The following is a 25,593-nucleotide window of genomic DNA, read 5'->3' as shown; positions in this document are numbered from 1 at the left end:
CGTCCGTCCCCAGAGGGCAGCCTTGACCCCCGAGGCTCAGGGACTGTGGGCGCGTGTCCTGGTGCGTGCCCTCGTGGTGGTCGCCGCCGGTGTGATGGCGCTCGGTTTCCTGGGCCCCGGGGCGGCACTGCTGGTCGCCTTCCTGACCGCGCTCACCCACGTGCTGCTGTGGGCCCGCTCCCGCTACGCGGGCTTCCTGTTCGTCGACTCGGGGGACGACCCCCGCGAGGACCGCGACGACCCGCGAGACGCTTCGGACTGAGGTCACACTCGCCCCCGCCGGAAACCCTCCCGGGCAGGTCGGAGCCGGTCCGGAGCCGAGAGAGGGCGGAGACCGCCCCGGCGAGCCGTGGGGCGGCGCGCCGCGCGCGGCGTAGATTCTAGGTCTATGACGGACCGGGACCTCCTGCACGCCCTGCGCTTCGACCGGGCCGACACCGCGGACGCCTACGCGAGGCTCCTCGACGCCTACGGGGACGAGCTGTACCGGCGCTGCATCCTGGTCCTGCGTGACCGGGACGCCGCGCACGTCGTCCTCCGGGACACCCTCATCGCCGCCCGCGCGCACATCGAACACCTGCCGGACGCCGAGCGCCTGGGCGAGTGGCTGCACGCCCTCACGGAGGCGGAGTGCTCCCGCTACCTGGAGAGCCACCGCGCGTGCCGGGCCTGGGACGCGCACCCCCTGGCCCTGCCCGCGCGGACGGACCTCGTCCCGGCGCGGGTCCTCAACGGCATCGGCAGACCGGAACTGGCCGGATACCGCACCCACGTCGCGGCCCGGGCCGACCGCTTCGGCCGCGACGGCTTCCCGCTGCCCCCGGGCGCCGGTCCCCTCGCGGACGGGCCGCTGCCCCGGCTGTCCTTCGTCATCGCCGTGCTGTGCGCGCTGCTGGTCCTCATCCTGGCCGGGTACGCGCTGACCCGTGACCCCGGCCGTGAACTGGGCACGGACGCGCCGCAGATCGCCAAGGCCACCTGACCCCGGGCACGACGAAGGCCCGGCGGGAAACCCCGGCCGGGCCTGACAGACACCGGAACTCCGGTTACTGGGCCTCGTTGGTGATGTGCGAGGAGTCGCCGTGCACACCGGCCTCCTCCGCGCGCTTCACCGACGCGATGATCTCCTGCTCGGCCTCGTGGCGGCCGACCCAGCTGGCGCCCTCGACGGACTTGCCGGGCTCCAGGTCCTTGTACACGGTGAAGAAGTGCTCGATCTCGAGGCGCTCGAACTCGTTCACGTGGTGAATGTCACGCAGGTGCTCCTGGCGCGGGTCCGTCGCCGGGACGCACAGCAGCTTGTCGTCACCGCCGGCCTCGTCGCGCATCCGGAACATGCCGATGGCGCGCGCCCGGATCAGGCAGCCCGGGAACGTCGGGGCCTTGAGCAGGACAAGGGCGTCCAGGGGGTCGCCGTCCTCGCCGAGAGTCCCCTCCACGAAGCCGTAGTCGGCGGGGTAGGTGGTGGAGGTGAACAGCATGCGGTCGAGACGGATACGACCGGTCTCGTGGTCCACCTCGTACTTGTTGCGCTCCCCCTTGGGGATCTCGATCGTAACGTCGAATTCCATGCTGATCTCGGCTCCCAATGCGACTAATGTCGCCGTATAACTACAACGTCAGGCCGCGACACCGACGGAAGGCAGGTCCCCGGGTGCGACGGGTACGAGGCGAGGCGTTCCTCGCGCTGGCCCTGCTCAACATATTCGTGCTGATCACCGGGTTCGTCGCCCTGGACGTGATCGAGGCACGACCGCTGTCGGCGGTGCCCAACCCCGTCACGCGCGCCGACGGCGTGGCGGCGGTTGCACCCACGACCCCGACCCCGGCGGACCCGGCTCGGATCGCGGACATTCTTGATGATCCCATGTCATCGTCCGGGCTCGATGAGGGCCTCTCCGGTTACGTCGTGGACGGTGTGACCGGAGAGACGCTCTTCGAACGCGACGCGGACACCCCCGTGACCCCGGCGTCGACGACGAAGATCGCCACGGCCGTCGCCGTCCTGGACACCGTCGGCCCCGACCACGTGCTGCGGACCGAGGCCTACCTCGACGCCGAGGAGAACCGCGTGGTGCTGCGTGGTGGGGGCGACGTGACACTGACCACGACCGCCGACTCCGCAGACTACCCGCAGGTAGCCACACTGGAGGATCTGGCGGAGGAGACCGCCGCCGCCCTCGACGACCTGGGCCTGGACACCGTGGCCGTCGGCTACGACGACTCGTTGTTCACCGGCCCGGACACCGCACCCGGGTGGAAGCCCAACTACGTCACCGAGGGCAGCACGGCCACCATCCACGCCCTGATGATCGACGGCGGCCGGGTGGACCCCGACATGTCCACCCGCTCCCCGAACCCCCCGCTGGCCGCCGCCGAGGCCTTCGCGGACCAGCTGGAGAAGGCCGGGCTGACCGTCGAGGGCCCGCCCGCCGAGGCCGGTGTCTCCGGTGACCCCGTCGCCTCCGTGGACTCCGTGCCGATGAGCGCCCTGGTCGAGTTCATGATGCTCGCGAGCGACAACAACATGGCCGAGTCCCTGGGCCGGATCACCGCCCTGGAGATGGGTGAGGAGCCCGACCACGCCGGGGCCGCCGCCGCCACCCACCGGGTCATGGACGGCCTGGGCATCGAGGGGGTCCGGCTCTCCGACAACAGCGGCCTGAGCACCAAGAACCGCATCACGCCGCGCGCCCTGGTCCAGCTGGTCAAGACCGCCGCCGACGACCCGCGCCTCAACGCCACCATCACCGGACTGCCCACGGCCCACTCCACCGGGACCCTCGCCGGGCGCTACTCGGAGCACAGCAGCTCCCACGCGGCGGCGGGCCTCGTCCGCGGCAAGACCGGCACCCTGGACGGCGTCAGCACCCTGGCCGGGACCATCCACGACCAGGAGGGCAACGTCTTCGTGTTCGCCCTGATGGCCAACAGCCCCGGCGCGACCGGCCCCCAGATGGACACGTTGGCCGCGGCGCTCAGCCAGTGCGGGTGCGGCTAGAGGACCGGGGACCGGGGAGAGTGATTCGGGCGGGCTCAGGGGTAACCCGGGGTCTGCCCTGAAATAGCTCCCTGATCCCCGTGCTCCCCCGCGTCGCGTGGGTAGGCTGGCGGTGTGACTGTGATCGACTGGGACGTAGCCGTCAACACCGGTGTCCGCCTCGTGCGCCCTGGGCCGCAGGTGGACCTGTCCGACGCACGGCAGGCCGTGGTGCAGTTGCGCGAGCTGTCCACCGTGGCGGCCGGGCACGTGCGTGACTTCACCGGAATGAACCCCCTCGAACCCTCAGGGCCCGCGGTCATCGTCGACCGTCCGGGATGGATTCGAGCCAACGTCGACGGGTTTCGGGTCGTACTCGAACCCGTACTCGAACAGATGGGCGCCGACCGGCTGAACAACAGCCCGGCCGGGAACCTGACCAGCGCGGTCGGTTCGCGGATCACCGGGGTGCAGCTGGGTGCGGTCCTGTCCTACCTGGCCGGGCGGGTCCTCGGCCAGTACGAACTCTTCCTGCCACCGGACCCCGACGGCCACTCGCCGACCGGGCGCCTGACCCTGGTGGCGCCCAACATCGTCAACACCGAGCGGGAGCTGGGCGTCGACCCGCGCGACTTCCGCCTGTGGGTCTGCCTGCACGAGGAGACCCACCGGATGCAGTTCACGGCCACACCGTGGCTGCGCGGGCACGTCCAGGACCTCATGCGGGAACTCCTGCTGTCCACGGAGATGGACGCCTCCGACCTCATCGACCGGCTGCGGCAGGCGGGCGAGGCCGTGGCGGACGCCGTGCGGGGCGGCGAGGGCAACCTCCTCACCGCGTTCCAGACCCCGGAGCAGAGCGCTCTGATGGACCGCGTCACCGCCGTCATGAGCCTGGCCGAGGGCCACGGCGACTACGTGATGGACGCCGTGGGGCCGGACGTCGTCCCCTCGGTGGAGACCATCCGCTCCCGCTTCCAGAAGCGGCGCGAGTCACCCAACCCCCTCGACCGGATCATGCGCCAGCTGCTGGGCATGGACCTCAAGATGAAGCAGTACGAGGAGGGGGCCGCCTTCGTCCGGCAGGTCGTCGCTCAGGTCGGGATGGCCGACTTCAACCGGGTGTGGACCTCGCCCGAGACGCTGCCCACCCTGGAGGAGATCCGCGCCCCGTCGCAGTGGATCGAACGGGTCGTGCGCCCCGCCGCCATCACCGAGTGAGCGGGCCGCCCCCCGCCGTGGCCGCCGTCCGATCGGCGGTCCGGCGGGCGCTGTCCGAGCTGCCCGAGGGGACGACCGCCCTGGTGGCGTGCAGCGGTGGTGCCGACTCCCTGGCCCTGGCCGGCGCACTCGCCTTCGAGGCCCCCCGGATGGGGGTGCGCGCGGGCGGCGTCACCGTCGACCACGGGCTCCAGGAGGGTTCGGACGAACGGGCCGGGGCCGTGGCCGAGGTCATGGCCGGGCTGGGGCTGGACCCCGTGCGGGCGGTCAGCGTACGGGTCGGAGGCTCGGGGGGTCCCGAGGCGGCGGCCCGGCGGGCCCGCTACGACGCTCTGGACGGGGTGGTCGACCAGCTGCGTCCGGCGGTGGTCCTGCTCGGCCACACCCTGGACGACCAGGCGGAGACGGTCCTGCTCGGGCTGGCCCGGGGTTCGGGGGCCCGGTCCCTGGCCGGGATGGCCCGGCGCACCGGCGCCTACCTGCGCCCCCTGCTGGACCTGGACCGCGCCACCGTCCGCGAGGCCTGCTCCCTGACGGGACTGAGCCCGTGGGAGGACCCGCACAACCACGACCCGCGCTTCGCCCGCTCACGGGTGCGGCACGAGGCCCTGCCCGCCCTGGAGGCGGCCCTGGGGCCGGGGATCGCGTCCGCGCTGGCCAGGACCGCCGCCCTGCTGCGTTCGGACGCCGACACCCTCGACGCGCTCGCGGAGGCCCTGCACGAACGGGCCCGGGAGGGCGCGGGGCTGGCCGTGGAACCCCTGGAGGGCGCCGAACCCTCGCTGCGCACCCGCGTGCTGCGCCGCGCCGCCCTCGAATCGGGGTGCCCGGCCAGCGCACTGAACGCACGTCACGTACGTGAGCTGGATCGCCTTGTCACCGAGTGGCGGGGACAGGCCCACATCGACCTCCCCGGCGGGGTTCGGGGGCGTCGGAGCGCTGGTCGGATCGTCTTCGGGAGCTGACCCGGACCCCGAACCCCGGGCCCGGGGCGGCCCTCCGGGCACCGTGGCCTCGTTCGGCACGTTTATCCTGGTTGCCGCAAACGGGGAACCCAGCAGCGAGGACGTGAGCGTGGACGCTAAGGACATGGGCGAGGACCTTGAGAAGGTCCTGGTCACCGAGGAAGAGATCAAGACGCGCCTGGCCGAGCTGGGGGCGCGGATCGACGCCGACTACGCGGGCCGCGACCTGCTGATCGTGGGCGTGCTCAAGGGCGCGGTCATGGTCATGGCCGACCTGGCGCGGGCGCTGCACAACCCCGTCTCCATGGACTGGATGGCGGTGTCCTCCTACGGGGCCGGGACCACCTCCTCGGGTGTCGTGCGCATCCTCAAGGACCTGGAGACCGACATCAAGGACCGCGACGTCCTGATCGTCGAGGACGTCATCGACTCCGGCCTGACCCTCTCCTGGCTGGTCGGCAACCTGAAGTCGCGCGGCCCCCGGTCCGTGGAGATCTGCACCATGGTCCGCAAGCCCCTGGCCTTCGACGTCGACCTCGACGTCAAGTACATCGGCTTCGACCTGCCCAACGAGTTCATCATCGGCTACGGGCTCGACTACGCCGAGAAGTACCGGAACCTGCCGTTCATCGGCACCCTCGCCCCGCACGTCTACGAGAAGTAGCGTTCGGCGCCGCCGCGCGGGGCCCGCGCGGCGGCGGTCGCGGGAACAACGGAGCGGGTCACCGTCGTTGCGTTCATGACGGACCCGTCACCGGCCAGAGCGGTGTGCCCGCTCCGCGCGGCGAGGTGTACCGTCGAATATCCCGGCGTCATCGCAGGGAGCACGTGTCCGATAGGTCCTGCTTCGGAAACTCCTCTGGGGCGGGCGGCCTGGTCAGGAGGGACGGACCCGACAGGGTTCCGCTCACATGAATCTGAAGCGTTTTTTCCGCGGCCCGTGGATCTGGATCCTGGCTGTCGCCCTCATGCTCGTCATCGGCTTCCGCGTGTTCGACGTGGGCGCCGGTCCCCAGCCTGAGGAAGCGGACATCTCGACGGTCTACCAGCTCATCGAGCAGGACAAGGTGGACAACGCCGAGATCGTCGACCGCGACCAGCGCATCCGACTGACCACGGTCGACAAGGACATCCTCGAGGCGTACTGGGTCGAGGGGCAGGGCCTCCAGCTGGCCGACATGCTCCAGGAGTCCAGCGAGAACCCCGACGGGAACCTGAAGGCCTACGAGGTCTCGGTGGCGACCACACCGATCTGGACCACGGCCCTGTTCAGCCTCCTGCCGCTGATCATCATCATCGTCATCTTCTGGTTCATCTTCAGCCAGATGCAGGGCGGCGGCTCCCGGGTCATGCAGTTCGGCAAGTCCAAGGCCAAGCTGATCACCAAGGACACCCCGAAGAACACCTTCGAGGACGTGGCCGGTGCGGACGAGGCCATCGAGGAACTGCACGAGATCAAGGAGTTCCTCCAGAGCCCGGAGAAGTTCCAGTCGATGGGGGCGAAGATCCCCAAGGGCGTCCTGCTCATGGGTCCGCCCGGAACCGGCAAGACCCTCCTGGCCCGCGCCGTCGCCGGTGAGGCCGGGGTCCCGTTCTACTCGATCTCCGGTTCGGACTTCGTCGAGATGTTCGTCGGTGTGGGCGCCTCGCGTGTGCGCGACCTCTTCGAGCAGGCCAAGGCCAACGCCCCCGCGATCATCTTCATCGACGAGATCGACGCCGTCGGCCGCCACCGCGGCGCCGGTATGGGCGGCGGGCACGACGAGCGCGAGCAGACCCTCAACCAGATGCTGGTCGAGATGGACGGCTTCGACGTCAAGGGCGGCGTCATCCTGATCGCCGCCACCAACCGCCCCGACATCCTCGACCCCGCGCTGCTGCGCCCGGGCCGCTTCGACCGCCAGGTCGTCGTGGACCGCCCGGACATGGACGGCCGCAAGGACATCCTCGCCGTGCACGCCAAGGGCAAGCCCATGGCCGAGGACGTCGACTTCACCGTCATCGCCCGCCAGACCTCCGGGATGACCGGCGCCGACCTCGCCAACGTCATCAACGAGGGCGCGCTGCTGTCGGCGCGCGCGGACAGCAAGGTCATCACCCACGCCGTCCTCGAGGAGGCCATCGAGCGCGTGATGGCCGGTCCCGAGCGCAAGACCCGCGTGATGTCGGACCGCGAGAAGAAGGTCATCGCCTACCACGAGGGCGGCCACGCCCTGGTGGGCCACGCGCTGCCCAACGCCGACCCGGTCCACAAGATCACCATCCTGCCGCGCGGCCGCGCCCTCGGCTACACGATGTCGGTGCCGACCGAGGACAAGTTCCTCACCTCCCGCTCGCAGATGATGGACCAGCTGGCCATGATGCTCGGCGGACGCGCCGCCGAGGAGCTCGTCTTCCACGAGCCCACCACGGGCGCCGGGAACGACATCGACAAGGCCACCCAGCTGGCCCGCAACATGGTCACCGAGTACGGCATGAGCGAGCGCCTGGGTGCCCGCAAGTTCGGCTCCGGCAACACCGAGCCCTTCCTGGGCCGGGAGATGTCCCACGCCCGCGAGTACTCCGAGGAGATCGCCTCCCTCATCGACGAGGAGGTGCGCCGCCTCATCGAGTCCGCGCACGACGAGGCCTACGAGGTCCTCGTCGAGTACCGCGACGTGCTCGACGATCTGGTCGTGCAGCTCCTGGAGAAGGAGACGCTCACCAAGAACCAGGTGCTGGAGATCTTCGAGCCGGTCACCAAGCGGCCCTCGCGCGGTTCCTACACCGGCTACGGCAAGCGCCAGCCCTCCAACCGGCCCCCGGTCCACTCCAAGAAGGAGCTGGCCGCGCTGAACGGCGCCGACGTCCAGGGCCCGTCCGACAACGGTCAGCACCCGGAGTCGACCACCACGACAGAAGGAGACCAGGCGTGAGCTCGGACCTGCCCGCCAGACCCGTGGACCGCGAGCGCATCGAGCACGCGGTTCGGGAGATCCTCATCGCGATCGGGGAGGACCCCGACCGCGACGGCCTGACCAAGACCCCCGAGCGGGTCGCACGGGCCTACGAGGAGCAGTTCTCCGGTCTGGGCCAGAAGCCCGGCGACGTCCTCACCACGGTCTTCGAGGCCGACCACGAGGAAATGGTCCTGGTCAAGGACATCGAGCTGTACTCCACCTGCGAGCACCACCTGGTGCCGTTCTTCGGGGTGGCGCACGTGGGCTACATCCCGGGCCCGCACGGACGGATCACCGGGCTGAGCAAGTTCGCCCGCCTCGTGGACGTCTACGCCCGCCGCCCGCAGGTGCAGGAGCGCCTCACCGGGCAGGTCGCGGACGCCATCATGGAGCACCTCGACCCGCGCGGGGTGATAGTGGTCGTCGAGGCCGAGCACCTGTGCATGACCATGCGGGGCGTGCGCAAGCCCGGCGCCAAGACGGTCACCTCCGCGGTGCGGGGCATCTTCCGCAGCAGCGACCGCACCCGCTCCGAGGTCATGAGCCTCATCCTCGACCAGCGCTGACCCGCTTCCGGGCGGCGCCGGGTCACGACTCCGCACCACCGGCCGAGGGGCCGGGGGCCGTGTGCCCCCGGCCCCTCGGCGTACGCGTAGGGTGATGCGCATGGCGCCGAAACACACACTTCCGGGGCTGCCCGACCACGGGCGGTGCCTGGTCATGGGGGTCGTGAACGTCACCCCCGACTCCTTCTCCGACGGCGGGTCCTGGTTCGACCCCGAGCGCGCGATCGACCACGGTCTGCGCCTCGTCGAGGAGGGCGCGGACATCATCGACGTGGGCGGTGAGTCCACCCGTCCGGGAGCCCAACGGGTCTCGTCCCAGGAGGAGCTGCGCCGGGTCGAACCGGTGGTGCGCGAACTCGCCGCGCGCGGGATCGCGGTCAGTGTGGACACGATGCGGGCCGAGGTCGCGGCGAGCGCGGTCGAGGCCGGTGCGGTGCTGGTCAACGACGTCAGCGGCGGTCTCGCGGACCCGGAGATGGCCCGACTCGTCGCTTCTTCCGGTGTCGCCTACGTGTTGATGCACTGGCGTGGGCATAGTCATGACATGCAGAGCCGTGCCGTGTACACGGATGTCGTCCAGGAGGTCCTCGATGAGCTCCGCGACCGTATGGAGGCCATGATCAGTGCAGGTGTCGACCCCGGCCAGATCGTTCTGGACCCGGGTCTGGGATTCTCCAAGCGTCCCGAACAGGCGCACAACTGGGCGCTGCTCCAGAGCCTCGACCGGTTCCACGAGCTGGGCCGGCCCGTCCTCGTGGCGGGATCACGCAAACGCTTCCTCAGCCGTCTCCTCGGAGACGCCAAGGGCGAGGACCGCCCGTTCGTCGAGTGCGACGCGGCCACCGCGGCCGTGACCACCCTGTCCGCCGACCGCGGCGCCTGGGCGGTCCGGGTGCACGACGTCCGTCCGAACGCCGACGCCGTGCGCGTGGCGGCGGCCTGGTCCGACGGCGGGGCCAGCCTCGCCGAGGGCCGGGACCGGACCGTGGACCGGGGGGACGCGTGAAGTCCCGCCAGGAGGTCATGGAGCGCGTGGGCGAGGCCAACGCGCAGTTCTACAGCGCCATCGAGAACGGCGACATCGACCTGATGCGCACCGTGTGGGCGGAGGAGCACGAGGCCCCCGACCTGGTGTGCGTCAACCCCGGGTGGCCGCTCCTGCGCGGCCGCACCGAGATCATGCGCGCTTGGTCGCTGATCATGGCCAACGTCACCTACATCCAGTACGTGCTCACCGAGACGCACATCGGGGTGGGCGGTGACATCGCCATGGTGACGTGCGAGGAGAACGTGCTGACGGCGGAGGACGGCAGCCCCGGGTTCGTCGCGGGCGGTCAGGTGGTCACCACCAACCTGTTCGTCGACACCGACCAGGGCTGGCGCCTGTGGTCGCACCACGCCTCACCGGTGCTGATGGAGGACGACGACGAGGCGGAGGCCGAGGACTGATGCGGGACCGCGTCGTGCTCCGCGGCCTGCGGGCCCGGGGCCACCACGGGGTGTTCGACTTCGAGCGCCGCGACGGCCAGGACTTCGTCGTGGACGCCGTGCTGTACCTGGACACGGCCCCCGCCGCGACCAGCGACGACGTCCGCGACACCGTGCACTACGGCGAGTTGGCCGACCGGCTGGTCGCGGTGGTCACCGGAGAGCCGGTGAACCTGATCGAGACCCTGGCCGAGCGCCTGGCCGGGGTGTGCCTGGCCGAGCCCCTGGTGGAGGGCGTGGAGCTGACGGTGCACAAGCCGTCGGCACCCATCGAGCACGAGTTCGCGGACGTGGCGGTCACCGTCACCCGGGGTCGGAGGGGCGAGTGGTGAGCCCGGCGGCGACGCGGGCCGTGCTCTCCCTGGGGTCTAACCTCGGGGACCGGATGGCCACCCTCCAGGGCGCGGTGGACCTGCTCTCGGCGGGGGAGGGCGTCACCCCGGTGACGGTCTCCCCGGTCTACGAGACGGCCCCGGTGGGCGGGCCCGACCAGGGCGCGTTCCTCAACGCGGTCCTGGTCGTGGACGCCCGTGTCGGGCCCAAGGACCTGTTGGAGCTGGCCCGTTCCGCCGAGCGCGCCTTCGAGCGGGTCCGCGAGGTCCGGTGGGGGCCGCGCACCCTGGACGTGGACGTGATCGCCTTCGGGGACGTGACCGACGACGACCCGGAGCTGACCCTGCCGCACCCGCGCGCGCACCTGCGCGCGTTCGTGCTGCGCCCGTGGCTGGACACGGACCCCGGCGCGGTCCTGCCCGGCCGGGCGCCGGTCGCCACCCTGCTGGCCGGGGTGGAGGCGGCCGACACCGAGGGGGAGCAGGAGCTGACCGTCCGGGAGGACCTGCGCCTCCGGCTGCCCGGGGAGGCCGGACGTGTCCGGTGAGGGCGGGGGCACGCTCGCCCCGACCGGGTGGCGCGTCCCGACCCTGCTGGCGCTCCTCGGAGCGCTGGCGGGGCTGCTGGTCGCCAACTCGGTGAGCGGTCTGCCCCTGATGCCGTGGTCGGCGATCCCGACCCTGCTGCTGCTCGCCCTCGCGGAGGGGTTCACCGCAGGGCGGACCGCGCGCCGGGTCCGCAGGGCGCCCGGGACCGAGCCGATGGAGCCGCTGAGCGCGGCCCGTCTGCTGGCCCTGGCCAAGGCGAGCGCGCTGTTCGCCTCGCTGGCCGTCGGGTACTTCGCCGGGACCGCGCTGTCCGTCACCGGGCGGTTGGAGCTGCCCAGCCACCGCGAGGTGTTCCTGATCGCGCTGGGCACGGCGATCGCCGCGGGTCTGCTGTTGGCCGCCGCGCTCTACCTGGAGCACGCCTGCCGGGTGCCCGAGGACGAGGACGAGGACCGGAACGACCCGCCGGGGCTCGCCTAGCACGGGGCGTGCCCCGGGGCCCGACCCGTCCGGGGCGGGGTCGGAACGCGGTCCACTCCGGGTTCCGGCCGAGCCGTTTCGGGCGGGTCCGGCCCGCTGATGATTGACTGAGCCCGTGGACACCAGTGAACCGACACCGCCGACACCGGAGGGGGCCGCGCCGCCCCCTCGCCCCGTGGACGCCGCCTTCGCCGCGCCCGGGGACACCGACTGGACCCGGGTTCCGGTCGCGCTGGCCTGGTACCGCCGCCTGGTGACGACCGCGGGCTGTCTGGCCACCGGCGCGGTCGGGGCCCTGCTCCTGTTTCTGTGGCGCGGGCCGTGGCCGGCCGTGGTCTGGGCGGCGCTGGTCCTGGTGGCCGCCGTCGCGCTGTGGCTCCTGGCCGGGTGCTTCCAGCGTTCCTGGGGCCACGTCGAGGGGGAAGCCGAGCTGTACCTGACCTACGGGGTGCTGGTGCGGCAGCTGGTGGTGGTCCCCTATGGCCGGATGCAGGTCGTGGACGTCACGACGGACCTGCTCGAACAGGCGCTGGGGATCGCGACGGTGCGCGTGCGCACCGCCGCGAGCACGGCGGACACACGGGTGGTGGGGCTTCCGCTGGCCGACGCAGTCCAGCTGCGCGACCGCCTCGCGGCGCGCAGCGAGACCTTCTCTACGGGGTTGTAAGTGCACGGACAGCCGCAGCCGGGCCCGTGGTCGCGGGGACCGCACCGACCCGGACCGCCGCCCCCGCCCGCCTGGGGCCCGGCGATGCTGCCGCCGCGCCCGGCCTGGGGCCCTCCGGCGCCGCCCCGTCGGCGCGACCCGGCGGACGACGTCACGACGGGGGTCTTCCGGTCGCACTGGCTGATCATCCCGCTCCAGGTCATCGGGGTCACCCTGGTCTTCGTCGCGCTGGTCGGACCGATCCTGAGCCAGTTCGGGCTCGCCTGGGTGTTCGTGCTGGCCGTGGCCGTGGTGTTCGGATCCCTCGCCTACGCGCTTCCCGCGTGGTGGTACGGCTCCTTCGGGCTGCGGGAGGACCATCTGGTGGTGCACAGCGGGCTGTTCCTGCGCAGCTCACGCGAGATCCCGCTGAGCCGCCTCCAGGCGGTGGACGTGGTGCGCCCGCTGCTGATGCAGGTGTTCGGGCTGGCGGAGCTGCGGGTCGAGCTGGCCGGCGGCGACGGGAGCGCCATCCGGCTGCGCTGCCTGCGGTGGAAGGTGGCCGAGCGGATGCGGGTGGCGGTGCTGGCGCACGCCGCCGGACTGTCGGGGCGGGCTCCCGAGGCGCCCGAGTGGCCCTTCTACCGGCTCCCCTTCCTGCTGCTCCTGGGCGCACTGACCTTCCGTGTGCCGGTGCTGCTCTCGTTCGTCCTGCTGCTCCTGCTCCTCACCGCGTTCGTGGTCTTCCTCGAACCCGGAGCGCTGGCGGGGGCCGTCCCGCTCGTCCTGGGGCTGCTGCGCTACTACTGGGGGCCGCTGGCGCGCTACACGGACTTCTACGCGTCGTCGTCCTCGGACGGGCTGAGGCTGCGCTACGGGATGTTCCAGCGGCGCATGCAGACGGTCCCGCCCGGCCGGGTGCAGGCCGTACGCGTGGTGGAACCGCTGCTGTGGCGGGCGCTCGGGGTGGCCCGGGTCGAGGCGACGGTGGCGGGCTACGCGGGCGCGCGCCAGGGCGACTCGACGGCGCTGCTTCCGGTGGCGCCGCGTCGGAGGGCCTTCGCCCTGGTGAACGAGGTGTTCCCGGAGAGCGAGGCGGCGCTGGTGCCGCTGGTGGACAACCGCCTCCTGTTGCCGCAGGCGGTGGGGGTGGACGAGCGGCTGTTCGTGAGCGTGCGCGGACTCCTGTGCCGGGTGACGGAGATCGTGCCGGTGGAGCGGATGCAGGCGCTGCGGCTCTCGGCCGGTCCGGTGGCGCAGCTGAGGGGCCGGGTGACCGTGGACGTGGACACGCCCCCGGGGCCGGTCACGGCGCGGGCGGCCGACCGGGAGGCGGGGGAGGGGCGCCGGTTCCTGGACGCTCTCGTGGAGCACGGAAGACGCGCAAGAGTGCCCTCTGCGGGAACGGAACGGTGGGCAACCCGGGCGACCATGCACGGAGAGTCGGTAACGAGCCGGGACGAGGGTGAGAAAACGGCGGGTTCGAGCGGTGACACCCCCGGGAGTGCAGAGTGACCTGTGTCACATTCAGGGGCCACAGGGGCTCCGGTTCGGGGTTGCATGTCCGACATGTCTTCTCACTCCTGGTGATACCTCCAGGTCAGGACCGGAAAAATCTTTCGCGTTCCGGTCACGTACGGCAACGGAGTATGGCTAAATAGTGGTGAACACGTTGAGTGTTCACTGTCATACACATCGTCAACGTTATCGACCGGTTGGCGCCCCCGCTGACCGGTCTGACGGGAGAAAACACATGCTGAAGAAGGCTCTCGCCGCCACGGCCATCGCCGCTGCCGCTGGCAGCGTCCTGTTCGCCGGCACTCCTGCCATGGCCAACAGCAACGTCTTCACCTCCGGCAACGGCGGCATCCTGAGCGGCAACCAGCTCGTGGCGGATGTCGACGCGCCGATCAACGTCTGCGGCAACGCGATCTCGATCCTGGGTGTCTCCGGCGCCAACTGCACCGGCTCCGGCGCCGTCGTCAAGAACTAAGTGCCGGACTGACTTCCCGGCCCGCCCGGGCGGGGGTGTCCGGTCGGAGACGTCCCGACCGATCCGACCCGGTCCAGGGCCAGCGAGCTTTCCGCGCAGGGGCGCCACTCCGTGACGACGGAGTGGCGCCCTTTCGCGTGCCCGGAGTCCGCTCCGGCCGTGGTGCACACCCGGAACCGGGGTTGGTGTCGGACTGCAACCCCGAACCCCCGTCACTCTGCGCGCACGCGGTGGGGGTCGAAGTCCCCGCCTTTGTCCCGATCGGCACCGGGACGTTCTGCCACCCAGTGTCAACATAGCCCGATTTTCTGTGATCAATGCAGCTCAGGGCATGTTCAGGAGGGCCGTGCGTCGATAGCTTCTTTCTCGACGCCCCAGGGCGCCACCGAAGGGTCACTGCGAGTCCGGCCGGCCCCCCGTCCGGACACTGAAGGAGACAAGAAGTGCTGAAGAAGACGCTCGCCACCGGTGCCGTGCTCCTCGCCTCCGCCGGAGTCCTCCTCTCCGCCGCCCCCGCCGCGGCGCACGGACCCTGGACCCCGCACCACTCCAACGCCAGCGGCAACATCTCCTACATCAAGGACCTGGAGGCCGAGAACGAGGGCTGCGGCAACTCCAACGCGGTCCTCGGCAAGTCCCTGGGCTCCTGCTTCAACTCCGGGGTCATCATCCAGAACTGATCCCGTGGGGCGGGCGCCCTCGCCCGCCCCTCACCCCGCCGCTCACCGCCCCGTCCCCTACCCAGGGGGCGGGGCGGCTGGTCAGGGGTCCGGGAGGGCTATCGTGTGCTCAGAGCACGGTGCGGAGTGAAGCGGACGCACCGGACCACGAGGGGACACGATTCATGGAGACGACCGAGGGGCGTCCCGCCCGCCTGCGCGTCGGCGTGATCGGGGCGGGCCGGGTCGGCTCCGTCCTGGGCGTCGCCCTGGCCCGTGCCGGACACAGGGTCGTGGCCGCATCGGCGGTCTCCGACGCCTCACGGATCCGAGTCGAGGAGCGGCTGCCCGGCGCGCGCGTCCTCGAACCGGCCCAGGTGGCCGAGGCCAGCGACCTCGTTCTGCTCACCGTCCCCGACGACGCGCTCCCCGACCTCGTCGAGGGCCTGGCCGCGACCGGGGCCGACCTGCGCGGCAAGATCCTCGTCCACGCCAGCGGCGCCCACGGCTACGGGATCCTGGCCCCCGCCACCGTCGTCGGCGCGCTCCCGCTGGCCCTGCACCCGGCCATGACCTTCACCGGCCGCGACGAGGACGTCGAACGGCTCGCCAACTGCGCCTTCGGCGTGACCGCGCCGGAACAGCTCCGGCCCATCGCGGAGGCCCTCGTGGTCGAGATGGGTGCCGAGCCCGTGTGGATCGCGGAGGACAAGCGCACCCTCTACCACGCGGCCCTCGCCGGAGGGGCGAACCACCTGGTCACACTGGTCGCCGACAGCGCCTCGCTGCTCTCCGCCGCCGGGGTGCCCGAACCGGGGCGCATGCTCGCCCCCATGCTCAGCGCGGCGCTGGACAACGCCCTGCGCCTGGGCATCCACGGTCTGAGCGGCCCGGTCCTGCGCGGCGACGCCGGGACCGTGGCCGGACACGTCGAGCAGCTGCGCGAGCACGCTCCCGAGAGCGTGGCCAGCTACGTCGAACTGGCCCGGCTCACCGCCGACCGCGCCATCAACGCCGGGATGCTCAAGCCCGAGGACGCCGCCCGACTGCTGGACGTCCTCCGGCGCTGACCGCCCCGGTGCCCCGCGGCCGGGTCACCCCCGGGCCCCGAGGCACCGCCCCGGACCCGACGCGGTCCCGGCCGCCCACCAAGGAGAACCATGTCCGATTCCGCACGGCCCGATCGCGCCACCGGTCCGCTCGTCGTCCGCACCCCGGAGGAACTGCGCCGCGCACTGGCCGACGCGGGCCGGGTGGGGCTGGTCCCCACCATGGGCGCCCTCCACGGCGGCCACCGCAGCCTCATGCGGCTGGCCCGCGAACGCGCCGACACCGTCGTGGTCAGCATCTTCGTCAACCCGCTCCAGTTCGGCCCGAACGAGGACCTGGACCAGTACCCGCGCGACCTGCCCGGGGACACCCGACTGTGCGGCGAGGAGGGCGTGGACGTGGTCTTCGCCCCCGAGACCGCCACCATGTACCCGCGTCCGCAGATGGTCACCGTCGACGCCGGGGCCATGGGGGAGCGCCTGGAGGGCGCCTCGCGCCCCGGCCACTTCACCGGTGTCCTCACCGTGGTCACCAAGCTGTTCCAGCTGGTCCGCCCGGACCTGGCGGTCTTCGGGGCCAAGGACGCCCAGCAGATCGCCCTGGTCCGCCGCATGGTCGCGGACCTCGACCTCCCCGTGGAGATCGTCGGCGCCCCCACCCTCCGCGAACCCGACGGTCTGGCCTCCTCCAGCCGCAACGTCTACCTCACCGAGCGGGACCGGGCCAGCGCCCTCTCCCTGTCCCGCGCCCTGCGCGCGGGCGCCGACGCCGCGCCCGGGGGAGCCGACGCCGTCCGCGCGGCCGCCCGCGCCGTCCTGGACGAGGCCGCCCGGGCCACCCCGCCGGTCGAGCTCGACTACCTCGCCCTGGTCGACCCGGCCACCTTCGCCGACGCCGCCGCCGACCACCGGGGCGACGCCGTCCTGGCCGTCGCCGCCCGGGTGGGCCGGACCCGGCTCATCGACAACGTGACGGTGGCCCTCCGGCCGTGACCGTCCCGCCTCCCTCCTCCACCGCCCCCAGAAGAGAACCCAGATGACACCTGCCAGACAGACCCGGATCGAGGCCCCCGAACCGGGGTGGACCGTCCACGCCGACGTCGCGGTGGTGGGCTCGGGCATCGCCGGGCTGAGCACCGCCCTGCGCTACGTGCGCCGCACGGAGACGGGCCGGGTCGTCCTGGTCACCAAGGACCGGCTCTCCACCGGATCCACGGCCTACGCCCAGGGCGGCATCGCGGCGGCGATGGCGCCCGAGGACGGTCCGGTCGCCCACATGGTCGACACCCTCCTGGCCGGTGCCGGGATGTGCGCCCCCCACGCGGTGCACGTCCTGGCCACCGAGGGGCCCGACGCGCTGCGCTGGCTGATCTCCCTCGGCGCGGAGTTCGACCGGGACGATGACGGGGCGCTGTCCCTGACCCGTGAGGGCGGGCACCGCGCCGACCGGGTGGCCCACGCGGGCGGCGACGCCACCGGAGCCGAGATCCAGCGGGCCCTGGTCCACGCGGTCCTGGCCGAGGAGCGGATCGAGGTCGTCGAACACGCCGTGGCCCTGGACGCCCTGCGCGACCCGGACGGCGGCGCGGTGCTCGGCGCCACCCTGCACGTCATGGGGGAGGGGGAGCGCGACGGCGTCGGCGCCGTCCTGGCGCCCGCCCTCGTCCTGGCCACCGGGGGGATGGGCCAGGTCTTCGCCGCCACCACCAACCCGACCGTGTCCACGGGCGACGGCCTCGCGCTGGCCGCCCGGGCCGGGGCCCGCCTGCGCGACCTGGAGTTCATCCAGTTCCACCCGACCGTGCTCTGGCTCGGACCGGACGCGCGCGGACGCCAGCCCCTGGTCTCCGAGGCCCTGCGCGGCGAGGGCGCCTACCTCGTCGACGCCGGGGGCCGCCGGATCATGGACGGGGTGCACGAGCTCGGAGACCTCGCCCCCCGCGACGTCGTGGCCCGCACCATCGCCCGGACCATGGCCGAACAGGACACCGACCACGTCTACCTGGAGACCCGCCACTTCGGCCGGGCCACCTGGGAGCGCCGCTTCCCGACCATCCTGGCCTCCTGCCGCTCCCACGGCATCGACCCGCTCACCCAGGTCATCCCGGTCGCCCCGGCCGCGCACTACGCCTCCGGCGGGGTGGAGACCGACATCGACGGCCGCACCGGGGTCCCCGGCCTCTGGGCGGTGGGCGAGGTCGCCCGCACCGGAGTGCACGGAGCCAACCGCCTGGCCTCCAACTCCCTCCTGGAGGGGCTGGTCTACGCCGACCGGATCGCCTCCCGGCTGGTCCGGGAGGAGACGCGCGGCACGGGGGCCGCCCGGACCACCGGAACCACCGCACCGTTGGCCGACCCCTCCACCGTCGCCACGGTCCGCGCCCTGATGTCCCGCGACGCCGGGGTCCTGCGCACCGGCGAGGGCCTCGCCGCACTGGTCGACCGGCTCGACGCCCTGGCCGCCCCCACCGCGCGCGTCGCCCCCGGCGTCGCCGCCTGGGAGGCCACCAACCTGCTCACCGTGGCGCGCCTCGTGGCCGCCGCCGCGCTGCACCGCACCGAGAGCCGGGGCGCGCACCAGCGCGCCGACACACCCGAACCCCGGCCCGAGCTGCGCGTGCGGCCCGTGGTCGTCCGACTGGAAGGGGACACGATCGTGACCACCGACGAGATCCGGGAGCCCGAGCTGCCGCCCGCCCTCGTGAGCGAGCTCGACGCCATCGCGTTCCCCCTGGCCCAGCCCGACCCGTCGCCGGAGGCGCGCGCGGAGTTCACCCTTCCGTGGACCGCCCCGCACCAGTCCCACGTGGACACCGTCCGCCGCGCCCTGGCGGAGGACCTCACAGCCGGGCCACGGATCGACGTCACCACCGTGGCGACGATCCCCGCCGACCAGGTCCGCACCGCCCACGTGGTGGCCCGCGCCCACGGCACCGTCAGCGGGCTCCCCCTCGCGGAACTCGTCTTCTGGATGGTGGCCGAGGGCGCCGTGGACGTCTCCCGGGTGGCCCGGGACGGCGACGCCGTCAAGCGCGGCGACGTGCTCATGACCGTCACCGCCCGTACCCGCGACCTGCTCACCGCCGAACGCACCGCGCTCAACCTGCTCACCCACATGTCCGGCATCGCCACCGCCACCCGCACCTGGGTGGACGCCGTGGCCGGTACCGGGGCGCGGATCCGGGACAGCCGGAAGACCACCCCGGGGCTGCGCGCGCTCGACAAGTACGCGGTCCGCTGCGGCGGCGGGGTCAACCACCGCTACTGCCTCAGCGACGCCGGGCTGGTCAAGGACAACCACGTGGTCGCCGCCGGGGGAGTGGCCGAGGCGGTCCGCGCCATCCGCGCGCGCTTCCCGGACCTGCCCCTGGAGGTCGAGGTGGACCGGATCGACCAGATCGAGGACGCGCTGGCCGCCGGGGCGGAGGAGATCCTGCTGGACAACTTCCCCGTGGAGCGGCTCACCGAGGCCGTCGCCCTGGTGGACGGCCGCGCCCGCCTGGAGTCCAGCGGCGGACTCACCCTGGACGTGGCCGCGGACGTCGCCCGCACCGGGGTCGACTACCTGGCGGTCGGGGCGCTCACCCACTCCAGCCCGGCCCTGGATATCGCGCTCGACCTGTTGTGAGGGGCCCACTTGGTGGAAGATTCCTTGGGTACACACCAATTCGACCAGTGAGGCCCCCAGAATGCTGCTCGCGATCGACGTCGGCAACTCCGAGACGGTCTTCGGTCTCTTCGACTCCGACGACCTTCTCGAACACTGGAGAGTGGGAACCGACACCAGACGCACCGCCGACGAGTGGGCGGTGGTCCTGCGCGGGCTCATCGACGGCAGCTCCCTGAACGACCCGAGCGAGGTCGACGGCATCGCGATGTGCTGCTCGGTCCCCTCCGTCCAGCACGAGATGCGGGACATGTTCCGCCGCCACTTCGGGGACCTGCCCGCGGTGATCGTCGAACCCGGTGTGAAGACGGGCGTGCCGATCCGGATGGACAACCCCAAGGAGGTGGGCAGCGACCGGATCATCAACGCGCTGGCCGCCAGCCACCTCTACGGGGGGCCCAGCGTGGTGGTGGACTTCGGGACCGCGACCACCTTCGACGCCGTCAGCGCCAAGGGCGAGTACGTGGGCGGCGCCATCGCCCCGGGGATCGACATCTCGGTGGACGCCCTGTCCCGGCGCGGGGCGCAGCTGCACATGGTCGAGATCGTGAAGCCGCGCTCGGCCATCGCCAAGAACACCACGGAGGCGCTGCGCTCGGGGATCGTCTTCGGGTTCGCCGGGCAGGTCGACGGCATCGTGGACCGCATGGTCGCGGAGCTGACCGACAACCCGGACGACGTCACGGTGGTCGCCACGGGGGGCCTGGCGGGCACGGTGGTCAGCGAGTGCGAGACCGTCGACGTCCACGAGCCCTGGCTCACCCTCACCGGGCTGCGCCTGGTCTTCGAACGCAACGCGGGCTGACCCCCGGGTGGGCGGACCCCCGCGCCCACCCGCCCCACCGCGCTCCGGCCACCACCGCGGACCGCCTCGCCCGGTGCTCCCGGGGGCGCCGACGCCGGTAGGATCGGGCCCGTGAATGACACGCACGACGACTATGACGACCTGCCCGAACAGATGCGGGTCCGGCGGCAGAAGCTGGACCGTCTCCGGGAGGAGGGCACCGACCCCTTCCCCGTGAACTACCCGCGGACGACGTCGATCGGTCCCGTGCGTGAGAAACACCAGGGCCTGGAGCCCGACACCCACACCGGGGCGAGGGTCGCCATCGCCGGTCGCGTCATGCTCTACCGCTCCGGCGGCAAGCTGTGCTTCGCGACCCTGCGCGACGAGACCGGGGACGTGCAGATCATGCTGTCCCTGGACCAGGTCGGCAAGGAGGGCCTGGACGCCTGGAAGGCCGACGTCGACCTCGGTGACCACGTGGGTGTGGAGGGCGAGGTCATCACCTCCCGCCGCGGCGAACTCTCCATCATGGTGAGCGACTGGACGCTGACGGCCAAGTGCCTGCGCCCGCTCCCGGAGAAGCACAAGGGTCTGACCGACCCCGAGGCCCGGGTGCGCCAGCGCTACGTGGACCTCATCGTCAACCCCGAGTCGCAGCAGATGGTGCGCAGCCGCTCGGCCGCCATCCGGGCGATCCGCGAGGGCCTGAGCTCCCGCGACTACATCGAGGTCGAGACCCCGATGCTCATGCGCGTGCACGGCGGCGCCACCGCGCGTCCGTTCGTCACGCACATCAACGCCTACGACATGGACCTGTACCTGCGCATCGCCCCCGAGCTGTCGCTGAAGCGGCTGGTCGTGGGCGGCCTGGAGAAGGTCTTCGAGGTCAACCGGAACTTCCGGAACGAGGGCGCGGACTCCACGCACAACCCCGAGTTCACGATGCTGGAGTTCTACCAGGCCTACGCCGACTACAACGACGTGGCGGAGGTGACCCGCGAGCTCATCCAGGAGGCGGCCCGCGCGGTCTTCGGCTGCACCACGATCGAGCGTGACGGCGAGACCTTCGACCTGGGCGGGGAGTGGCCGCGCGTCACGCTGTACGGCTCGGTCTCCGAGGCCCTGGGCGCCGAGGTCACGCCGAGGACGCCGGTGGAGGAGGTCCGTCGCCTGGCCGAGGCCAAGGGCGTCGAGTTCAGCCACGAGTGGGGTCCGGGCAAGCTGGTGGAGCACGTCTTCGAGGAGCTGGTGGAGCACACGCTCGTCCAGCCCACGTTCGTGTGCGACTTCCCGCTGGAGACGAGCCCGCTCACCCGCCAGCACCGCGAGGACCCGCTCCTCACGGAGAAGTGGGACCTGATCGGGTTCGGGATGGAGCTCGGCACGGGCTTCTCCGAGCTGGTCGACCCGGTCGAGCAGCGCCGCCGCCTGACGGAGCAGTCGCTGATGGCCGCCGACGGAGACCCCGAGGCGATGCAGCTCGACGAGGACTTCCTGCGCGCGCTGGAGTACGGCATGCCGCCCACCGGCGGCGTGGGGATCGGCATCGACCGCCTGCTCATGGCCTTCACCGGCAAGAACATCCGGGAGACGGTGCTCTTCCCGATCGTGAAGCCCTCCGGGGACTAGGGTCCGACCGAAGGACCCACGCGGGGCCGTCGCACCTCAGGTGCGGCGGCCCCGCGTCGTGGGCCCCGTGGGCGCGAGTGTGGCCGAGAACACGAGAGTCGCCTCACCCACGGGTCAGGGGGAGCGAACTCCCCGACAGGGCGGGATGTCCCGGGGGGAAGAACCCGGTTTTTCCCTTGAAAGTTGAGTAATCGGAGCTCCGACAATGGCGGAGTTGGTTTGCGCAGGTCAACACGGGAAGGACATTTCCCGACCCGCGATCATGTGACCCAGGGGCCCTGTGCCATCACTCATGGTGATTTATTGGGCCTTGACGGTATCATCCGCTCCGCTTAGCGTGCTGAGGGCGGACTTCGGTCCGCGTGTTTGCCGAAGTGATCGAGAACAACGGTGAGCCGGGCACGGATCGAGACGCGATCCGTGGAACCCGCCGCACACGTACCCACGATGTGGTCTGTCCGTCCCAGACCCCAGCGACCGGGGTCCGTGTGTCTCGTGCTCCCCTCCTACTCCCACCCCTGTGCCAGAGGGGCTCCGGGAGCGGTCGGGGTGGCTCGGGGCTCGCCCGCGCCGACAGCCAGTCGACGCGCTTGACTCCTCGGTGACGAGTTGATGTTCCGCACTCACATGGATGAGGGAGGACGGAGTGGAACAGGCCACACTCGTACGACGTACCGTTGAGGACCAGAACACCCTCGCGCCGCGGGAGCACAGGGAGAACGTGGTTCCCCTGCAGGCCCGCTCGCGGGAGAACACGCTCAGCGGCCCCTACGCGCCGGTCGAGCTGAGTCACGAGGAGCTCGAACTGCTCGCGGAGATCGCCACCGGTGTCACCACCGAGGTGGCGGCTCGGCACCTCGAACTCAGCGCCCGGACCCTGCGACGTCGCATTCGCAACATCTGCGACGTGCTGGGCGTGAACACACCCATCGAGGCGGTCGTGTGGGCCGCGAGGCGTCAGCTCATCTGATCTGACGCCACCCGGCGGCCGCCGGGAGACACCGCGGGCATACCGGTTCAGCAGACCGAGCCGCCCCCACCGGATGAGGAGCGTTCCGGCGGGAGGTCGCTTGGGCGTAGTCTGGTCCGGCTATGCCCGTTCGTCATGTCCGGGTCCGTCGCGCCAGGACGCGCGACGTCACCCACATCCGCCGCCTCGTCGACACCTACTCCGTCGACCGCCGCGTGCTCTCCAAGAGCACGGTCAACCTCTACGAGGACATCCAGGAGTTCTGGGTGGCCGAGGCGGAGAGCGCTCCCGACCCGGCTCCGGGCGAGGAGCCCGCGCCGGAGGGTGAACTCCGGGTGGTCGGCTGCGGCGCCCTCCACGTCCTCTGGGAGGACCTCGCGGAGGTGCGCACCGTCGCCGTGGACCCCTCCCTGCGCGGTTTCGGCGTCGGACACCGAATCGTGACCGAACTGCTGGACACGGCACGTGAGTTGGGCGTGCGCCGTGTGTTCTGTCTGACATTCGAGACCGGTTTCTTCGCCAAACACGGCTTTGCCCCGATCCAGGGCACCCCGGTCCCGTTCCGTGTCTACGAGGAACTCCTGCGTTCCTATGACGAGGGCGTGGCGGAATTCCTTGACCTGGAGCGGGTCAAACCCAACACCCTGGGGAACACCCGGATGCTTGTGCACCTCGACGGCAGTCCGGCAAGCGTGTCGGGCTAAAGGTTTTCGGTCCGGATAGGGCGAGCTTGGCCTTCGGAACGGTACGCCGCATCCCCCGATGGACGTAGGTCCTTAACCGCACCGGGTGGTATGGGTGTGGAACAAGGCAGGTAATGTGTACCTGCGTCCGTCAGGATCGCCGGTTCCCCGGTTGAAGTGACGACGGGACGTTCGGGATCCCGGATTTGTGGGACACCGTCCGCGATCGTCCGTCTCCGTGGCCGAGGTCTTCCGCGCGCCGGCTGGAACAGACGACCGGACATTGGCCACCATCAGGCTTTGAAGGGCCATCTTCGGTACGTCCGGTGTCAAGCCGGGGGCAAACGATGTCTATGATGTCTGGTATGCGTTTGCCCGGCGGTGCCGGAGCGCCATCCCCCAGCGCAGACCCGACACTGAGTCGGGTATTTGCTGCAATAAGTAACAACCAGGAAGGGTAGGCCGCTTCGATGGGTGACTTTTTGTCATCGGTGCTTCCCCCTGGACTGATCGACGTATTGTCCGCGCTCATCCCGCCCGTGGTTGTCGCGACCGTGTTCTGTGCCTTCGTCATCAAGCTGCTGCGCAAGGAGATGGCGCCGCGCAGGATGGACGGAAGCCTGGTCAGCGACGAGGCGAAGGGTGAGGAGGCCGCCGTCGACAACGGCGCGGCCGGGGTCGAGGAGACCAAGGCGACGAGCGAGACGCCGATTGCCCAGGATGGGGAACGTACCGAATCCGAGGCTCGTTAGATACGGTGCCTGGCTGAACCCGGTCCCCGGCGCCCAGCGCGTTGGGGGTCAGCGTGTGCGGGCCAACTCGTCGGCCCCGCGCTGCTCCGGCGACCCCGAATCCCGCCGATCCGGGTCCAGGTGATTTCTGGCACGCCGGGAATTGTCTTTCGCGTTCTCGCGAGATAGCTTTATATTCAGGTGTGGAGACACCGCTCTGCTGAAAGGTTTGATTCCATGGCACAGAAGGTCCAGGTTTTCCTGGTCGACGACCTCGACGGCGGCGAGGCCGAGGAGACGGTGACGTTCGGTCTCGATGGATCGACGTACGAAATCGACCTCAGCGCGGGTAATGCCGCCAAGCTCCGTGAGGCTCTTACTCCGTTCATTGAGGCCTCCCGCAAGGCCCCCGCGAAGCAGGCCCGCGGTACCGCTCGTCGCGGCACCCGGAATGCTCCCAGCCGTGAGCGCAGCGCCGAGATTCGCGCCTGGGCGAAGGCCGCCGGGAAGCCCGTCAATGAGCGCGGCCGTATCCCCGCTGCCATCGTCGCCGAATACGAGGCCGTCAAGGGTTAGGTTTGCCGCCGCCCAGCGCGGCGGAATAGGGGTGGTCTGGTCGATATTTCGCCCACGCCTCAGCGGGGCCGAGCCCCGGACCCGTTCGTCCCGAGGCCCGTCGGATCGGGCCTGTGACACCGGGACGAGGGGCCTGAGGTTCCTGTGGGTGCGGGCCCCGGCCCGAGCCCGGGCGGGTGTCGGACCGGCGACCGCGGTCCCCGTCGTCACCGACGGCGGAGGGCGCGGGTGGCGTGACACGCGCGGGACCCCCGCCCACGGGGCGGCGAGGTTCACCGGCGTGAGGGCGCGGCACGGTTCCGCGCAGTAGAGGAGAAGCCCGCGAGCGCGAGGAGATTCGGCCCCCGGCCCGCCGCCGGGGTGGCACGCACGCGGGTCGACCCGGGTCACCAGGGTCACTCCGGGAGATGGTTCGGACCATTTCCGCTTGAAGAACAACACGGCTTCCGCTTGTTCGCTTAGAGCCGATAATCCGGCTTACGCACGTGCGGCCCGGGCACTCTCGTGATGGATGGGAGTCCCGGGCCGTTCGCCTTCGGCGTACAGGGAAATCTGACGCGCCAATTGGTAGTTGGATGTTGGGTGAACGCCCTATCGTCGGGGAAAGTCTCTGGCACGGACGGCTGCGGTCGGCCGTACGGAGACGTCCACCCTGTCGGCAGCAGCCGGAAGGGTGGGCGGGT

General features: G+C 71.3%; 27 protein-coding genes. 26 read left to right on the top strand and 1 reads right to left on the bottom strand.

Annotated elements, in window-relative coordinates; all coding sequences use genetic code 11:
* Positions 1–22 precede the first annotated feature (22 nt).
* Entirely contained in the window at positions 23–262 is a 240-nt protein-coding gene (locus tag AC0VYM_RS26365; RefSeq protein ID WP_475456539.1) for a hypothetical protein, read from the top strand.
* Between the two features lie 126 nt (positions 263–388).
* The gene (locus tag AC0VYM_RS26360) at positions 389–982 is read left to right on the top strand and encodes an RNA polymerase sigma factor (RefSeq protein WP_475456537.1); all 594 of its coding nucleotides are present in this window, start codon (positions 389–391) and stop codon (positions 980–982) included.
* A 64-nt stretch (positions 983–1,046) separates the two neighbouring features.
* Here AC0VYM_RS26360 and AC0VYM_RS26355 read toward each other — a convergent pair whose 3' ends face one another.
* On the bottom strand, positions 1,047–1,571 hold the full coding sequence (locus AC0VYM_RS26355) for an inorganic diphosphatase (protein ID WP_475456535.1): 525 nt from the start codon (positions 1,569–1,571) through the stop codon (positions 1,047–1,049).
* Between the two features lie 83 nt (positions 1,572–1,654).
* Between AC0VYM_RS26355 and dacB the strand changes: the two genes are divergently transcribed.
* From dacB to AC0VYM_RS26235, 24 genes are all read left to right on the top strand, one after another.
* The gene (dacB, locus tag AC0VYM_RS26350) at positions 1,655–3,001 is read left to right on the top strand and encodes a D-alanyl-D-alanine carboxypeptidase/D-alanyl-D-alanine endopeptidase (RefSeq protein ID WP_475456533.1); all 1,347 of its coding nucleotides are present in this window, start codon (positions 1,655–1,657) and stop codon (positions 2,999–3,001) included.
* A gap of 120 nt (positions 3,002–3,121) precedes the next feature.
* Positions 3,122–4,201, top strand: coding sequence for a zinc-dependent metalloprotease (locus AC0VYM_RS26345; protein ID WP_017542895.1), 1,080 nt, complete (start codon positions 3,122–3,124; stop codon positions 4,199–4,201).
* Positions 4,198–5,166 (top strand): tRNA lysidine(34) synthetase TilS, encoded by a 969-nt coding sequence (gene tilS, locus AC0VYM_RS26340; RefSeq protein ID WP_475456531.1) that lies wholly within the window; start codon positions 4,198–4,200, stop codon positions 5,164–5,166. The genes AC0VYM_RS26345 and tilS overlap by 4 nt, the downstream gene beginning before the upstream one ends.
* 109 nt (positions 5,167–5,275) lie before the next feature.
* Positions 5,276–5,830, top strand: a complete 555-nt coding sequence (gene hpt / locus AC0VYM_RS26335) for a hypoxanthine phosphoribosyltransferase (protein ID WP_475456529.1) — start codon at positions 5,276–5,278, stop codon at positions 5,828–5,830.
* A 247-nt stretch (positions 5,831–6,077) separates the two neighbouring features.
* Positions 6,078–8,081 (top strand): ATP-dependent zinc metalloprotease FtsH, encoded by a 2,004-nt coding sequence (gene ftsH / locus AC0VYM_RS26330; RefSeq protein WP_475456527.1) that lies wholly within the window; start codon positions 6,078–6,080, stop codon positions 8,079–8,081.
* Complete coding sequence (folE, locus tag AC0VYM_RS26325; RefSeq protein ID WP_017542899.1) at positions 8,078–8,671, top strand: GTP cyclohydrolase I FolE; 594 nt, start codon at positions 8,078–8,080, stop codon at positions 8,669–8,671. The genes ftsH and folE overlap by 4 nt, the downstream gene beginning before the upstream one ends.
* A 100-nt stretch (positions 8,672–8,771) precedes the next feature.
* Positions 8,772–9,677 carry a dihydropteroate synthase gene (gene folP / locus AC0VYM_RS26320; RefSeq protein ID WP_475456524.1) on the top strand — a complete coding sequence of 302 codons (906 nt, stop codon included), beginning with the start codon at positions 8,772–8,774 and terminating at the stop codon, positions 9,675–9,677.
* A complete protein-coding gene (locus tag AC0VYM_RS26315) occupies positions 9,674–10,120 on the top strand; it encodes a nuclear transport factor 2 family protein (RefSeq protein ID WP_475456522.1) in 447 nt (148 codons plus the stop codon). Before folP ends, AC0VYM_RS26315 begins: the two co-directional genes overlap by 4 nt.
* Positions 10,120–10,491, top strand: a complete 372-nt coding sequence (folB, locus tag AC0VYM_RS26310; protein ID WP_475456520.1) for a dihydroneopterin aldolase — start codon at positions 10,120–10,122, stop codon at positions 10,489–10,491. The genes AC0VYM_RS26315 and folB overlap by 1 nt, the downstream gene beginning before the upstream one ends.
* A gap of 53 nt (positions 10,492–10,544) precedes the next feature.
* Positions 10,545–11,039 (top strand): 2-amino-4-hydroxy-6-hydroxymethyldihydropteridine diphosphokinase, encoded by a 495-nt coding sequence (folK, locus tag AC0VYM_RS26305; protein WP_475463256.1) that lies wholly within the window; start codon positions 10,545–10,547, stop codon positions 11,037–11,039.
* Positions 11,029–11,520 (top strand): DUF3180 domain-containing protein, encoded by a 492-nt coding sequence (locus tag AC0VYM_RS26300; RefSeq protein WP_475456518.1) that lies wholly within the window; start codon positions 11,029–11,031, stop codon positions 11,518–11,520. Before folK ends, AC0VYM_RS26300 begins: the two co-directional genes overlap by 11 nt.
* A 175-nt stretch (positions 11,521–11,695) precedes the next feature.
* The gene (locus AC0VYM_RS26295; RefSeq protein ID WP_475463254.1) at positions 11,696–12,187 is read left to right on the top strand and encodes a PH domain-containing protein; all 492 of its coding nucleotides are present in this window, start codon (positions 11,696–11,698) and stop codon (positions 12,185–12,187) included.
* Between the two features lie 84 nt (positions 12,188–12,271).
* On the top strand, positions 12,272–13,681 hold the full coding sequence (locus AC0VYM_RS26290; RefSeq protein ID WP_475456516.1) for a PH domain-containing protein: 1,410 nt from the start codon (positions 12,272–12,274) through the stop codon (positions 13,679–13,681).
* Between the two features lie 238 nt (positions 13,682–13,919).
* Positions 13,920–14,159, top strand: a complete 240-nt coding sequence (locus tag AC0VYM_RS26285) for a chaplin family protein (RefSeq protein WP_352388334.1) — start codon at positions 13,920–13,922, stop codon at positions 14,157–14,159.
* 443 nt (positions 14,160–14,602) lie between these two features.
* Positions 14,603–14,839 (top strand): hypothetical protein, encoded by a 237-nt coding sequence (locus tag AC0VYM_RS26280; protein ID WP_475456513.1) that lies wholly within the window; start codon positions 14,603–14,605, stop codon positions 14,837–14,839.
* Between the two features lie 164 nt (positions 14,840–15,003).
* Positions 15,004–15,888, top strand: a complete 885-nt coding sequence (locus AC0VYM_RS26275) for a Rossmann-like and DUF2520 domain-containing protein (RefSeq protein WP_475456511.1) — start codon at positions 15,004–15,006, stop codon at positions 15,886–15,888.
* A gap of 90 nt (positions 15,889–15,978) precedes the next feature.
* Positions 15,979–16,860, top strand: coding sequence for a pantoate--beta-alanine ligase (gene panC, locus AC0VYM_RS26270; RefSeq protein ID WP_475456510.1), 882 nt, complete (start codon positions 15,979–15,981; stop codon positions 16,858–16,860).
* A 43-nt stretch (positions 16,861–16,903) separates the two neighbouring features.
* Positions 16,904–19,495: an L-aspartate oxidase gene (locus AC0VYM_RS26265; RefSeq protein WP_475456508.1), complete on the top strand. Its 2,592-nt coding sequence runs from the start codon at positions 16,904–16,906 to the stop codon at positions 19,493–19,495.
* Positions 19,496–19,556: 61 nt separating this feature from the next.
* Complete coding sequence (locus tag AC0VYM_RS26260; RefSeq protein WP_475456506.1) at positions 19,557–20,339, top strand: type III pantothenate kinase; 783 nt, start codon at positions 19,557–19,559, stop codon at positions 20,337–20,339.
* 111 nt (positions 20,340–20,450) lie between these two features.
* Positions 20,451–21,950, top strand: coding sequence for a bifunctional lysylphosphatidylglycerol synthetase/lysine--tRNA ligase LysX (lysX, locus tag AC0VYM_RS26255; RefSeq protein ID WP_475456504.1), 1,500 nt, complete (start codon positions 20,451–20,453; stop codon positions 21,948–21,950).
* Positions 21,951–22,596: 646 nt separating this feature from the next.
* Positions 22,597–22,920, top strand: a complete 324-nt coding sequence (locus AC0VYM_RS26250; RefSeq protein WP_475456502.1) for a LuxR C-terminal-related transcriptional regulator — start codon at positions 22,597–22,599, stop codon at positions 22,918–22,920.
* Positions 22,921–23,042: 122 nt separating this feature from the next.
* Positions 23,043–23,624, top strand: a complete 582-nt coding sequence (locus AC0VYM_RS26245; RefSeq protein ID WP_475456500.1) for an amino-acid N-acetyltransferase — start codon at positions 23,043–23,045, stop codon at positions 23,622–23,624.
* Positions 23,625–24,073: 449 nt separating this feature from the next.
* Positions 24,074–24,355 (top strand): hypothetical protein, encoded by a 282-nt coding sequence (locus AC0VYM_RS26240; protein WP_475456498.1) that lies wholly within the window; start codon positions 24,074–24,076, stop codon positions 24,353–24,355.
* 216 nt (positions 24,356–24,571) lie between these two features.
* Entirely contained in the window at positions 24,572–24,910 is a 339-nt protein-coding gene (locus AC0VYM_RS26235; protein ID WP_017542917.1) for a histone-like nucleoid-structuring protein Lsr2, read from the top strand.
* Positions 24,911–25,593 lie beyond the last annotated feature (683 nt).

This window comes from Nocardiopsis sp. iso_237, assembly GCF_056173345.1.
The sequence above is the reverse complement of the archived record's forward strand: the minus strand, read 5'-3'. Positions and strand labels throughout refer to the sequence as shown.

Excerpts from the sequence above, each read along its gene's own strand:
- folP (WP_475456524.1), top strand. The coding sequence starts at position 8,772 with ATGGCGCCGAAACACACACTTCCGGGGCTGCCCGACCACGGGCGGTGC.
- AC0VYM_RS26290 (WP_475456516.1), top strand. The coding sequence starts at position 12,272 with ATGCTGCCGCCGCGCCCGGCCTGGGGCCCTCCGGCGCCGCCCCGTCGG.
- panC (WP_475456510.1), top strand. The coding sequence starts at position 15,979 with ATGTCCGATTCCGCACGGCCCGATCGCGCCACCGGTCCGCTCGTCGTC.
- AC0VYM_RS26265 (WP_475456508.1), top strand. The coding sequence starts at position 16,904 with ATGACACCTGCCAGACAGACCCGGATCGAGGCCCCCGAACCGGGGTGG.
- ftsH (WP_475456527.1), top strand. The coding sequence starts at position 6,078 with ATGAATCTGAAGCGTTTTTTCCGCGGCCCGTGGATCTGGATCCTGGCT.
- AC0VYM_RS26285 (WP_352388334.1), top strand. The coding sequence starts at position 13,920 with ATGCTGAAGAAGGCTCTCGCCGCCACGGCCATCGCCGCTGCCGCTGGC.
- folB (WP_475456520.1), top strand. The coding sequence starts at position 10,120 with ATGCGGGACCGCGTCGTGCTCCGCGGCCTGCGGGCCCGGGGCCACCAC.
- AC0VYM_RS26260 (WP_475456506.1), top strand. The coding sequence starts at position 19,557 with ATGCTGCTCGCGATCGACGTCGGCAACTCCGAGACGGTCTTCGGTCTC.
- AC0VYM_RS26275 (WP_475456511.1), top strand. The coding sequence starts at position 15,004 with ATGGAGACGACCGAGGGGCGTCCCGCCCGCCTGCGCGTCGGCGTGATC.
- AC0VYM_RS26355 (WP_475456535.1), bottom strand. The coding sequence starts at position 1,571 with ATGGAATTCGACGTTACGATCGAGATCCCCAAGGGGGAGCGCAACAAG.
- folK (WP_475463256.1), top strand. The coding sequence starts at position 10,545 with ATGGCCACCCTCCAGGGCGCGGTGGACCTGCTCTCGGCGGGGGAGGGC.
- AC0VYM_RS26235 (WP_017542917.1), top strand. The coding sequence starts at position 24,572 with ATGGCACAGAAGGTCCAGGTTTTCCTGGTCGACGACCTCGACGGCGGC.
- AC0VYM_RS26360 (WP_475456537.1), top strand. The coding sequence starts at position 389 with ATGACGGACCGGGACCTCCTGCACGCCCTGCGCTTCGACCGGGCCGAC.
- AC0VYM_RS26240 (WP_475456498.1), top strand. The coding sequence starts at position 24,074 with ATGGGTGACTTTTTGTCATCGGTGCTTCCCCCTGGACTGATCGACGTA.
- AC0VYM_RS26245 (WP_475456500.1), top strand. The coding sequence starts at position 23,043 with ATGCCCGTTCGTCATGTCCGGGTCCGTCGCGCCAGGACGCGCGACGTC.